Source organism: Glycomyces tritici (assembly GCF_030403505.1).
In genome coordinates, this window is the sequence record NZ_JAUEMJ010000004.1 from 389,923 (window position 1) to 402,042 (window position 12,120).

Here is a 12,120-nt window from a genome sequence, read left to right on the forward strand (position 1 = left end):
TGCAGCTCACCGATCGGACCGGTGGGATTGCGAGGCCATCTCGGAACTTGGAACAACGGTTGCGGTTTCGCCCGTCTCACCCGTAGCATTCGGCTCGTACTTCATCCAGAGCAGCTGAGGGGTCCGGCCCTGCGAAGCTGCGGCAACCACCGACCCGCTTTTTCAGGGGCAGGCGGCAGGTGCCAATTCCGGCCCGCTGCGCGGGGAAGATGAGGGAGGAGCCTTCTCGTATGTCCAATACCCTGTTCGAAGACAGCCCGGCCAAGGGCCTGGTCTGCCGCAACTGCAACGCCACCTATGAGCTCGTGGCCCAGCACGCCTGTTGGCAGTGTTTCGGCCCGCTCGAAGTCGATTACGACCAGGCGGAGCTGGCGAAGGTCACGCGGGAGCAGATCGAGGCCGGCCCGCAGAACATCTGGCGGTACGCGCCGCTGCTGCCCGTCGGCGTCCACCCCGAGGACCGGGTGAGCCTGAACCCGGGCCTGACCCCGCTCATCGACGCGAAGAACCTCGCGAAGGCCCTGGGCATGCGCAAGCTCTGGGTGAAGGACGACTCGGCGAACCCCACCCACTCGTTCAAGGACCGCGTGGTGTCGACCGCGGTCTCGGCCGCGATCAAGCTCGGTTTCGACCGGTTCGCGTGCGCTTCGACGGGCAACCTGGCGAACTCGGTGGCCGCGCACGCCGCCCGCGCGGGCGTGCCGTCGATCGTGTTCATCCCGCACGACCTGGAGCCGGGGAAGATCGTCCAGTCGGCGATCTACGGCGGCAAGCTGGTCGCGGTGCAGGGCTCGTACGACGATGTGAACCGGCTGTGCTCGGAGCTGACGGAGACGGACGACTTCGAGACGACCGCGTTCGTGAACGTCAACATCCGCCCCTACTACGCCGAGGGCTCCAAGACGCTCGGGTACGAGGTGGCCGAGCAGCTCGGGTGGCGGCTGCCGGAGCAGGTCGTGGTGCCGATGGCCTCGGGCGAGCTCCTGACCAAGATCCACAAGGCGTTCGAGGAGTCGGCCGAGATCGGGCTGGTCGAGCCGGGCAAGGTGCGGGTCTTCGGCGCGCAGTCGGCCGGGTGCAGCCCGATCGCGGACGCGTACGCCGAGGGCACCGACGTGATCACGCCGGTGAAGCCGACGGGCATCGCGAAGAGCCTCAACATCGGCGACCCGGCGGCCGGGCCCTACGCGATCGAGGCGTGCCGCAGCACGGGCGGCGGCATGGCGAAGGTGAACGACGACGAGATCCGCGAGGGCGTGCGGCTGCTCGCGGCGACCACCGGTGTCTTCGCGGAAACGGCCGGCGGCGTGGTCGTCGCTACGCTCCGTAAGCTCCTGGAGTCGGGTCAGTTGGATCCGGAGGCCGAGACCGTCATCTACAACACCGGCGAGGGCCTCAAGACGCTCGATGCAGTGTCCTCGCTGGTCGGACCGACGCACACGGTGAAGCCTTCTTTGAAGGCGGCGAAGGAAGCGGGACTTCTGGAGTCCTGAGTAGAGCGGGAGTTTGGGAAGCATTTCCAGTCAAACGCTTTCCGAACTCCCGAATTTATCACTGTGAGTGACCAATGTGAATGGTTGTGTCGGATACCCGACAGAAATCAATCGCTCGGCGGGTCTTGACCCTATTCAGTGAATAAGCAAGAATTCTTCTTGCGGGAGGCCGCAGACGTCCTGTCGCCACTCACCCGGTTGACTGCGAGTCCTGGGGCTAGAACGTGTCGAGCAGCGCCAGCCGGTGTCAGGAACTGCGGTCTCCCGACCAATCCCTTAACGGTGGATTGCCCGCATCCTCACGCTCCCAAACCTTCTTCCAGCCCATTGCCGCCAGGTAATGGGCTTGCCGGTGTCGGTGCCTCCCGACACAATCGGCCCATGACCTATTTCGACATCGTTCGGGTCGACCCGAACGACCATGCGCTGGTGCAGTCCTGGTTCGCGGCCCGCGAGGCCGTCGCCACCCGCGACTGGCCCGGGACCAGGCCCTTGAACCCCGTCTACACCTGGGCCGCACTAGTTCTGGCCAGCAGCGACGTCCGCCGCGAGCGGTGGGCGGCGGTCCGCGACGGGCGCGTTCTCGGCCACCTCGACCTCTCGCTGCCGTTCCTCGACAACACCCACCTGATGAACCTCGAACTGGGCGTCCATCCCGACGAGCGCCGCCGCGGGGTCGGCTCGGCCCTGCTTCGGCACGCGGAGCAGCGCGCCGCGGAGGAGGGGCGGACCAGCGTCTCCTCATGGGTGCCCGTGCCCATCGAGGGCGGCGCGCCGATCAGCCCCGACGGCTCGCACTTCGCGGTCCACCACGGCTACCGGACCTCGCTCGAAGGCGCCACCCGAGTCTGCGACCTCGACGCGGTCGACGACACCGAGCTCGAACGGCTCTGGGACGCCGCCTGGGAGCGGGCCGAGGGGTTCGAGCTGATCACGTTCACCGGCGCACCGCCCCCCGAGCTCCTCGACGGGGTCGCGCACCTGCACGCCCGCATGTACACCGACATGCCGCTCGGCGACTGGGACCTCCAGGAGGCCGCGGTCGACGGCGAGCGGATCCTCAAAGAGGCGCGGGTGCGCCGCCTGCGAGGCGAGCTGCACCTCCAGGCCGTGGTGCGGCACAAGGAGAGCGGCGCGATCGCAGGTCTCACCGAGGTCATCGTGGAGGCCGGCGGCGAGGAGCACTGCATCCAGGGCGACACGATCGTCGACCCGCGCTTCCGGGGCCACCGGCTCGGCACGATCCTCAAGATCGCGAACCAGCGCGCGATCCGCCAGTGGCGGCCGAAGATGCGCTACGTGTGGACCGGCAACGCCACCAGCAACAGCCACATGATCGCCATCAACGAGGCGGTCGGCTACCGCCTGGTCCACCACGAGAACGTCTACCAGAAGAAGCGCTAAGGGGTGTTCGAGCGGTCCCGGCGAGTCGGTATCCGAGTCTTCGCTCGCAAGACGTGGGGGGTATGCGAAGGCCCGGCAACGCGGCGAATGGGCCGGACAGCGGCCGGCGGGGCCGCTCAACACTAGGTCAGCGGATGAGCTTCTCGTGCATGCGGCGGCGCTCGGCGTGGAGCCTCGCGATCTTCGCGTGCAGTGCCGCGTCGCCGTCGCCGCTGCGGGACATGGCCTCCCGCAGGTCGTGGATCTCCTGCTCGACGTCGAGGCCGCGCCGGTTGAGCAGGTGCAGGGTCTCGTGCGGTTCGGGTTCGGGCGTGCGCCGCAGCAGGCGCAGGCCCTCGGCGGTGATGCCGAACTGGGCGAGGGCGGCCGCGTCGAACACGACCGCGTTCGGGTGGTCGGCCACTTTGGACATCCGTTCGGAGCCTTCGCGCTGCTGGTCGGAGAGGCCGGTGTGGGCGTAGAGCCACCACATGGTCTCGCCGTCGATGTGCCGGACGCTCACCCCGCCGGGGACGAGCTTCTGCGCGAGCGTGGAGTGGTTGCGGCGATAGACGCTCAGGGCGCGCGACGCCGGCTCCAGCAGGCTCAGGCCGATCGAGGGGCTGTGGTGGTAGGTGCGGTGGCCGGCGGCCTCCGACGGCACCCAGTTGCAGCCCAGCGTGGGCGAGAGGATGGCGGGGGCGGCGCTGCCTTCGGCCAGGTACGCGGCGGCGGTCTCGTGGAGGCGGCCGACGAGGTCGCGGTGGACCGCGTCGTCGTCGTCCAGGCGCGTGGTGAGGGCCCAGCCCCTGCCGCGAGTGCGAGCCTCCTCGCGGGTCCAGGCCACGAGGTCGGGGACGAAGTCGCGCTTGAGCTCGGTCTCGGCCAGGTGGATCCAGGGCCTGTCGGCGGCGAGCGCTTCGAGGCGCCGCCGGGCGACCGGGGGCATCTCGCGGTCGATCGCGATGTACCACACGAAGTCGCGGTGGGTCTGCGCGTCGAGCGAGGCGAGCGTCAGGTGCTCCAGGAGGAGTTGGCGGTAGGCGAACCACTGCTCGTCGAACACGCCGATGCCGTGGCGGGTGGCGATGACGTGCAGGAGTTCCGAGGAGGCCGGGAGCGGTCCGGCACTGGCCGGTGCGGCGTTGCGGATCGTGCGCAGCCTGCGGCGCAGCCGCGCGGGCAGCAGTCGCGTCAGTCGCATGGAGTTCCCTCCCGGAAGGGTGCGGCGGCGGCCGCGGCGGCGCGCCACCGCGCAGGCTAGTGCCCGAGGGTGAAGGGCGGGCCAACTCCGGGACAACGGCGCGGGAACGCTCAATCCCCTGTGGAGTCGTATGCTCAGTTCGCGGAGGCGTTGCCGGGCAAGGGATCGGCGCGCGGGGCAGGCACTTCCGCGGGATCGTCGCCCGCGGGCTCCGGCACCAGCACCGCGTGGATCTCCGCGAGCTGCAGCTCCAGCCGCTGCAGCCGCGAGCGCAGCTCGACGAACTCGGCGCGCTCGGCGGTCTCCTCGGCGGCCGAGACGCGGTCGACGAACCAGGACGCGAGCGAGCCGCTCACCAGGCCGACCAGGCCGATGGCCGCGAACATCAGGAACGCCGCGATGGCCTTGCCCTCGACGGTCTGGGGCACCATGTCCCCGTAACCCACCGTGGTGGCGGTGACGATCGACCACCACAGGGCGTCGCCGAAGTCGGCGACCTGGGTGTCGGGGGCGTGCCGTTCGGCGTCGAGGATGGCCAGGCTGGAGATCAGCAGGATCATCCCGGTCACGGTGACCACGTAGAAGACGGCCTGGAAGCGCTTCGAGGCCTGCGCGTGGCGGCGGAACACCTCGGCCAGCAGCACGACGATCCGCAGCACCCGCAGCGGGCGCAGCATGGGGAGCAGGACCATGACGAGGTCGAGCGGATGCGAGTAGACGAATCGCCACCGGTTCCCGCGGCCCGCCATCGCGAACCGGACCGCGAAGTCGACCCCGTACACCGCCCACACCAGGGCGTAGACCGCGGTGGCGGCGGAGCCGACCCACGCCGGGAGCCCCGGGTAGAGGATCGGGACCGCGTAGGCGGCCAGGAACAGCAGGGCGAGGGCGAACAGCGGCAGGTTGGTCGCGCGCTCCCAGGCGGTCAACTGGGGAGGCCAGTGCGAGGGGTCGGCGGGGTGCGTCGAGGAATCGGACATCGCCCCAGGTTATCCAGCGGAGCGTGCGCGCGCGGTCCTCCGGCGGGCGGTCAGCCTTCCCGGTTGTGGGCGTAGTTCTCCAGGTACTCCAGCTGCTCGGGGTCGAGACTGGGGCGCACGCGCTCCATCGCCTGGGCCACATGGGAGGCGGTGACGATGCTGGCGTCCAGGGACTCGCGCATCGCGGTGAGCGCGGCCTCGCGCACGAGCGCGGCGCAGTCCGCGGCCGAGTAGAGCCACAGCTCGTCGGCGACCTCGTCGAGGTTCACGTCATCGGCGAACGGCACGTTCTTCGCGTTGGCGCGCAGGATGTCCGCGCGGCCGACCGCGTCCGGCGGGGGCACGTACACGAGGCGTTCGAGGCGGCCGGGCCGCAGCAGCGCCGGGTCGATCATGTCCGGCCGGTTCGTCGCGCCCACGACCACCACGTCCCGCAGGGACTCGGCGCCGTCGAGCTCGGTGAGCAGCGCGGCGACCACGCGGTCGGCGGTGCCGCCGTCGGTCCCGCCGCCGCGGACCGGCGCGAGGGCGTCGAGCTCGTCGAAGAACATCAGGGTCGGGCTGGCCTGGCGGGCGCGGCGGAACAGCTCCCGCACGTTCTTCTCCGACTCCCCCACCCACTTGTTCAGCAGCTCGGAGCCCTTGACGCTGAGCACGTTCGCGTGGCCCTCACCGGCGACGGCGCGCACGATGTAGGTCTTGCCGCACCCCGGCGGTCCATAGAGGAGGATGCCGCGGGGGGCCTCGATGCCCAGGCGCGTGAACGCGTCCGGGTAGGTCAGCGGCCAGAGCACGGTCTCGGTGAGGGTCTGCTTGAGGCCCTCCATGCCGCCCACGTCGGCGAGGGTGAGCCCGCCGAGCTCGACCGAGTCGCCGGACATGCTCGTGGGCCGCACCGATTCGAGCGCGCCGTCGAAGTCGGTGCCCTGCAGGGCGGTCGCGCCGCCGGCCTTGGCGCGCATGGCGGCCCGCACACCCGCCTCGCGGACCATGACGGCGAGGTCGGAGGCCACGTAGCCGGGGGCGCGGTGCGCCACGTGCTCCAGCTTCACGTCCTCGGCCACCTTCATGCCGCGCGTGAAGTACACGAGGAGGTCGCGGCGGGCGTCGGCGTCCGGCATCGGGACGACGACCTCGTGCTCCAGGCGCGAGCGCAGTGCGGCGTCGACGTCCTCGACGCGCGCGGTCGTGCACACCACGGCGTGCTCGCCGGCTTCGGCGAGGACCTCGTCGCAGAGCTGGGTGAACATGGTGCCCAACGGGGTCCGCTTCCCGGCCGGGGCGATCGCCTCGACCCCGCGCACCAGGAGCACGCCCGGGACGGTGAGCGCGGCGACGGCGGCGCGGAGCCGGTCGGCCGCCGCGTTCGCCTCGAGCGCGGCCAGGTCGTGCCCGGAGACCTCGCTGACGCGGGCGCCGACGGCGGCCGCGACCGAGCGGGCCACGGTGGCCTTCCCGGCGCCCGAGGGCCCCGAGACGAGCACGCCGAGCGCCATGTCCGTCCCCACCACCTTCAGGACCTCGCGGTGGTTGAAGCCGAGGTCGAGCAGTTCGCGCAGCTCCTCAGCGGGGATCTTGGCGCCGGCCAGCTCCTCGTAGGGGATCGGCGCGATGCCCGGCTGGGCCTCAGGGGTCGCGGCGACGCGGCCCTGCGGCTCGGTGCGCGGGCGGGTCGCGGCGGCCTCGCCGCCGGAGTAGGCGGCGGGCATCGCGGCGCGGGCGCGGCCGAGGTTCGCGACGCGGCCGGACTCCAGCGGCAGGTCGATGGAGGCCGGGGCGTCGTGCTCCCACTCCACGCGCGTGTCCGAGGTGATCATGGCGCCGCTGGCGGGGCTGGCCTCGACCACGTTGAGCACCATGGTGGTCCAGCCGATGCCGAGGGTGTTGTTGAGCGTGCGGCGGGTGGCGGCGACGATGTCGCGCTGCGCGTCCCCCAGCTCGATCGGCAGGAGCGACACGTCGTCGCCCTCGCCCACGACCTTCGACAGGAGCGCCAGGCGCAGCGTGTCGGGGTCGACCACGGCCACCGCCGAAGCCGGGCCGGAGAGGACCACGCGGTCGGCGGCGGCGAGGTCGACGGGCGAGAGGCGCACCGGGTCGCCGTCGCGCGCACCGATGTTCCCCAAGGTCAGGTCGTCGGCGTAGAGGGCGCGCCGGGACGCGTACCGGTCGGCGGCCAGCGCGATCGCGGCCGTCGTGCGCCGCCCCGTGAGCTCGACCGCGTCGCCGGCGCGGAGGCCGAGGGCGGTGAGGGCTTCGGGGTGGAGGCGCACGATGCCGCGGCGGGCGTCGAGCCCGGCCTTGGCGCGGGTCGCTGTCAAAGTGAGGGAACCAGAGTCGGTCACGTCGCACAGCCTATTACGGCCCGGCCGCAGTCGGCGACGCTCACAGTGCGCCGGTCTTGCCACACCGGCAACTCGCGCGCGGTGCGCGGCTTTCGCGGGCGGCTACTCCTCGGCAGGGGAGAGTTCCATGCGGTAGACCTGGCGGCCGTCCTCGAGGAGGATCGCGGCGGCGGCGCCCTGGTCGGCGAACTCGCGCCACCGTTCGCCGAGCCACGACTCCGCGTCGCCCTGGCTGCCCAGGTCGCTGTCCGGAGTTTCGATCGCGTTGCCGTCGGCGTCTTCGAGATTCCAGGTCCAAGTCATGGCACCACAGTACGTGATCGGGCCCTGTCGCGGCTGCCGAGTGCGTCGGCCTCCGCACGCCGCATCGCCCTTGTGCGGCAGGGGCATGGGCGCACCCGCGGCAGCGACGCGCTCGTCGCCGGCCACCTTGCGGGTTTCCTGGACCGCCTGTTCCGGAGCTGGAGGGTGAGGGTGGCGAGGACGAGGACCCCTCCGGTGATCCAGATCCGTAGGCGAGCGCGGCCGCGCCGCCCAGCGACCAGGGGATCAGGCGCCAGGCGGCGGGGTTGCGGTCGAGCGGTCGTCGGGTGCCGGCACGGTTTCCGGTCAGCGTGCGAGCGCCCAGGGGCCGCGCTCACCAGTCGAAGCGGTCGTGGGCCGGGGCGGTCACCGGGGTGCGCTCGACCGGCTCCGGTTCTTCCTCGCGGCGGCGGCGGGGGCCGAACGCGAGGCCCAGTGCGACGAGTGTCCACAAGGGTAGGAGCGCGACCCAGAGCCAGGCGGGGGCGACCGGGACGTACGGGAGGGTCATGACCGCGCGGTCGACCGCGTCGAGCACCGCGATCGCGCCGATGAGGCCGGTGAACAGCCCGAAGAACGTCATCCCGCACTGCCGCCAGGAGCGCCCGGCGAGCAGCCAGCCGACGCCCCACAGGCCGATCGCCAGCGCCTCGTAATCGGCCCGGCCCGACCAGATCGCGAGGACGAGGAGCAGGCCGCCCGCGCCGGTCGCCATGGCGGAGAACGTCATGCGGCCCGCGCGCGGGGGCTCGTCGGTGCGGGCGGCGGCGAGCCAGCCGGCACCGGTGAGGAACAGCAGCGAGGCGGCGAAGACCACGGCCGCCTGGAACTCGAGGCGGTCGGTGAAGCGCGCGCCGAACCAGTCGCAGCCGTCGGGGAGGTCCTCGGTCCCGGCGACACCGCAGACCGCGGTCTTGAGCGCCTTCAACGGATCACCGGCGATGCGCGAGGGCTGCAGGCTCGCATCGCAGTCGGGGAGGACTGCGGGGGAGGACCGGAAGACGCCGGGCTCGTCGAAGCAGAGGCCGGTTCCGGTCCCGTCCCACCACAGGTCGACCTGGTTGCGTTGGCGCTGGCCGTCCTCGCGGATGCCGAAGGTGTTGCCGGAGAAGGTGTTCTGGTCGCCCGCCGCCTGGTAGTCGGTGCCGGTCTCGCCCCAGGCGGCGATCGCGGCGGTCTGCTGGTCCCAGATGCGGTTGCCGGTCGCGGTCAGCTTGTCGGATTCGGCGACGAGGAGGCCGACGCCCGCGGGCAGGGCGAAGTCGGGGCAGCGGACGTCGTCCCAGGCGCGCTCGCCGAGGGGTGCTCGGCAGGCGGCCGTGCCGAGCTGGTCGTAGTGGCCGGTGTTGTTGCCGTACAGGAGGTTGTCGGTGACGTCCACTCCGGGGATGTCGGGTCGTGCGCCGGTGTGGTCGACGGCGATGCCGGTCGTGTTGCCGTGCAGGCGGTTTCCGGCGATGCTGCCGGTCGCGTCCATGCCCCGGTACCAGACGCCGACCGTGTTCCCGGTGGCCTCGCAGCCGTTGACGTCGGCGTCGGACTGCTCGATGAGGATGCCCGCGGTGTCGTTGGACTCGGCTCGGCAGTCGGTGAGCGCCACCGCGCGCGACCCGGTGACGTGGATGCCGGCGCCGCCGCTCTGGACCGCGGCGACGGCTTCGACGGTCGCGCCCTGGGAGCGGAGGTCCAGGGCTTGCTCGCGGGCCTGTGCGAGGGTGAACCCCTTGAGGTACAGGCCGGGTGCGCCGTCGACTTCCATGACCGTGTCGAGTGCGAAGCGGCCGGAGAGGAGGACGTCTTCGGGGCTGTCGCCGCGGCCCTCGATCTGGAGGTTCTGGAGGTCTTCGGGGATGCGCGCGGGTTCGTCGAGCGTGTAGTCGCCGGGCAGGATGAGCACGCGCATCCCGGGTTCGGACTGTGCGAGCGCGGCGGGGAGCGAAGCGAAGCCGGTGTCCTGGCAGTCCTCGTAGAGGCGTTCGTTCTCGAGGCGGCGCAGGTACTCCACTCCCTCGTTCCGTGCCGCGAACGTCTCGGGGTCGGCGGGGCAGACGAGGAGGTAGGAGCCGTCCTCGCGGTACGCGGGCGGTTCGATGGTGCGCTCGTAGACGGGGATGTCGGGGTAGGGAGGCTCGTCGGGGCGGTCTTGGGCGGCGAGGAGTCCGCTCAGCCCTATGGCCGCGAAGGCGATCAGGATGAAGACGGCCATCGCGAGGCGGTGCTGGGGGCGGGGCGCGGGGGGCACGGGCTCAGGGTAACGCGAGGCGCACTCGATGTGAAGGGGCGGAATGCGATGGGGCGCAGTCGGTTCGGTCCCCTCGGCGATCCCCGGGCAGTCCCCCGCCCTCCCAGGGGGGCGACCCCGGTTCAAGTGTGCCGCCGGGGTCCGACAGAAAACCGCCGTTCTTACCGTCGTAAGGAAATCTGTCACCCGAAAGAGTGCCTGCGGCGGCGGTAACGCGGCATACCGTCCTTGGAGGGGGCGGTATGCCGCGCTTGCGCAGCGGACTACGCCGTCTGCACTGGCAGCCAGTACAGAGAAAGGGAGAACCACTCACAATACAGTGAGCGGTTCTCCCCCGCAGTACTCAGTCGGCCTGAGCAGCCGGTCCCGAAGGACTGGCTACATCATGCCGCCCATGCCGCCCATGTCGGGCGCGCCGCCGGCGGATTCCTTCTCCGGGGCGTCGGCGACGACGGCCTCGGTGGTGAGGAACAGCGCGGCGATCGACGCGGCGTTCTGCAGCGCCGAGCGGGTGACCTTGGTCGGGTCGGGGATGCCCGCGGCGAGCATGTCCACGTACTCGCCGGTCGCGGCGTTCAGGCCGTGGCCGGTGGGCAGGTTGCGGACCTTCTCCACCACGACGCCGCCTTCGAGGCCGGCGTTCTCGGCGATGGCGCGCAGCGGCGCACCGAGCGAGCGGCGCACGATCTCGACACCGGTCGCCTCGTCGCCGTCGGCCTCGATCTTGTCGAAGGCGATCGCGCCGGCCTGGGCCAGCGCGGTGCCGCCGCCGGCGAGGATGCCCTCTTCGACGGCAGCCTTGGCGTTGCGCACGGCGTCTTCGACGCGGTGCTTGCGCTCCTTGAGCTCGACCTCGGTGGCCGCGCCGACCTTGATGACGGCCACGCCGCCGGCGAGGCGCGCCAGGCGCTCCTGCAGCTTCTCGCGGTCGTAGTCGGAGTCGGAGTTGTCGATCTCGGCGCGGATCTGGTTGATCCGGCCCTGGATCGCCTCTTCCTCGCCACCGCCGTCGACGATGATGGTGTCGTCCTTGGTGATGACGACCTTGCGGGCCTGGCCCAGGAGGGACAGGTCGGTGTTCTCGAGCTTGAGGCCGATCTCCTCGGAGATGACCTGGCCGCCGGTGAGGATGGCGATGTCGCCGAGCATGGCCTTGCGGCGGTCGCCGAAGCCGGGGGCCTTGACGGCGGCCGACTTGAAGATGCCGCGGATCTTGTTCACGACGAGGGTCGGGAGGGCTTCGCCGTCCACGTCCTCGGCGATGATCAGGAGCGGCTTGCCGGTCTGGGTGACCTTCTCCAGGGTCGGGAGCAGGTCCTTGACCGCGGAGATCTTCTGGTTGGCGACGAGGATGTACGGGTCCTCGAGCACGGCCTCCATGCGGTCCTGGTCGGTCACGAAGTAACCGGACAGGTAGCCCTTGTCGAAGCGCATGCCCTCGGTGAGCTCGAGGTCGAGGCCGAAGGTGTTCGACTCCTCGACGGTGATGACGCCTTCCTTGCCGACCTTCTCCATCGCCTCGGCGATGATGGCGCCGACGGTGACGTCGCCCGCAGAGATCGAAGCGGTGGAAGCGATCTGCTCCTCGGTCTCGACCTCGGTGGAGGTGGACTGGAGGTGCTCCACAACGGCGGCGACGGCCTTCTCGATGCCCTTCTTGATGGCGATCGGGTTGGCGCCGGCGGCGACCGCGCGGAGGCCTTCCTTGACGAGGGCCTGGGCCAGCACGGTGGCGGTGGTGGTGCCGTCGCCCGCGACGTCGTCGGTCTTCTTGGCGACTTCCTTGACCAGTTCGGCGCCGATGCGCTCGTACGGGTCTTCGAGCTCGATCTCCTTGGCGACGGACACACCGTCGTTGGTGATCGTCGGGGCGCCCCACTTCTTGTCGAGCACCACGTTGCGGCCCTTCGGGCCGAGGGTCACCTTGACGGCTTCAGCGAGGGTGTTCATGCCCCGCTCGAGCCCGCGGCGAGCCTCCTCGTCGAATGCGATCATCTTCGCCATGGTCGATGGCTTCCTTTCGGATAACGTTCGTGGTCGACGGTGAGGCGGCATCCCCGCGACGGTGAGCCTGTGCAGGCTCGACCACCTCATCGCGTTCTTAGCGTTCTTAGCACTCGCCAGCTGCGAGTGCCAGCTCCAGGTATAGCACTCTCGCCTTGAGAGTGCC

The 12,120-nt window shown here is 70.8% G+C and carries 8 protein-coding genes and 1 riboswitch; of the genes, 2 read left to right on the forward strand and 6 right to left on the reverse strand.

The genetic code is table 11. The features are described from left to right. The first annotated feature begins 98 nt into the window (after positions 1-98). Positions 99-216: riboswitch (SAM riboswitch) on the forward strand. Between the two features lie 14 nt (positions 217-230). Next, positions 231-1,493 (forward strand): threonine synthase, encoded by a 1,263-nt coding sequence (gene thrC / locus QWI33_RS15855; protein WP_289958115.1) that lies wholly within the window; start codon positions 231-233, stop codon positions 1,491-1,493. A gap of 381 nt (positions 1,494-1,874) precedes the next feature. Then, positions 1,875-2,897, forward strand: coding sequence for a GNAT family N-acetyltransferase (locus tag QWI33_RS15860; protein WP_289958116.1), 1,023 nt, complete (start codon positions 1,875-1,877; stop codon positions 2,895-2,897). 127 nt (positions 2,898-3,024) lie between these two features. Here the strand turns inward: QWI33_RS15860 and QWI33_RS15865 are convergent, their stop codons facing one another. The 6 genes from QWI33_RS15865 to groL form a co-directional block, all read right to left on the reverse strand. Beyond that, positions 3,025-4,080 carry a glycosyltransferase gene (locus tag QWI33_RS15865; protein ID WP_289958117.1) on the reverse strand — a complete coding sequence of 352 codons (1,056 nt, stop codon included), beginning with the start codon at positions 4,078-4,080 and terminating at the stop codon, positions 3,025-3,027. A 134-nt stretch (positions 4,081-4,214) separates the two neighbouring features. Continuing rightward, positions 4,215-5,060 carry a potassium channel family protein gene (locus tag QWI33_RS15870; protein WP_289958118.1) on the reverse strand — a complete coding sequence of 282 codons (846 nt, stop codon included), beginning with the start codon at positions 5,058-5,060 and terminating at the stop codon, positions 4,215-4,217. 50 nt (positions 5,061-5,110) lie between these two features. Continuing rightward, positions 5,111-7,405: an AAA family ATPase gene (locus QWI33_RS15875; RefSeq protein ID WP_289958119.1), complete on the reverse strand. Its 2,295-nt coding sequence runs from the start codon at positions 7,403-7,405 to the stop codon at positions 5,111-5,113. A 102-nt stretch (positions 7,406-7,507) separates the two neighbouring features. Then, positions 7,508-7,708 (reverse strand): hypothetical protein, encoded by a 201-nt coding sequence (locus QWI33_RS15880; protein ID WP_289958120.1) that lies wholly within the window; start codon positions 7,706-7,708, stop codon positions 7,508-7,510. 334 nt (positions 7,709-8,042) lie between these two features. Beyond that, positions 8,043-9,950 carry a right-handed parallel beta-helix repeat-containing protein gene (locus QWI33_RS15885; RefSeq protein WP_289958121.1) on the reverse strand — a complete coding sequence of 636 codons (1,908 nt, stop codon included), beginning with the start codon at positions 9,948-9,950 and terminating at the stop codon, positions 8,043-8,045. A 378-nt stretch (positions 9,951-10,328) separates the two neighbouring features. After that, a complete protein-coding gene (gene groL, locus QWI33_RS15890) occupies positions 10,329-11,954 on the reverse strand; it encodes a chaperonin GroEL (RefSeq protein ID WP_289958122.1) in 1,626 nt (541 codons plus the stop codon). Positions 11,955-12,120: the final 166 nt, after the last annotated feature.

Bases quoted from the DNA above. Each gene is read 5' to 3' on its own strand.
- QWI33_RS15870 (WP_289958118.1), bottom strand. From the start codon at position 5,060: ATGTCCGATTCCTCGACGCACCCCGCCGACCCCTCGCACTGGCCTCCC.
- groL (WP_289958122.1), bottom strand. From the start codon at position 11,954: ATGGCGAAGATGATCGCATTCGACGAGGAGGCTCGCCGCGGGCTCGAG.
- QWI33_RS15865 (WP_289958117.1), bottom strand. From the start codon at position 4,080: ATGCGACTGACGCGACTGCTGCCCGCGCGGCTGCGCCGCAGGCTGCGC.
- thrC (WP_289958115.1), top strand. From the start codon at position 231: ATGTCCAATACCCTGTTCGAAGACAGCCCGGCCAAGGGCCTGGTCTGC.
- QWI33_RS15880 (WP_289958120.1), bottom strand. From the start codon at position 7,708: ATGACTTGGACCTGGAATCTCGAAGACGCCGACGGCAACGCGATCGAA.
- QWI33_RS15860 (WP_289958116.1), top strand. From the start codon at position 1,875: ATGACCTATTTCGACATCGTTCGGGTCGACCCGAACGACCATGCGCTG.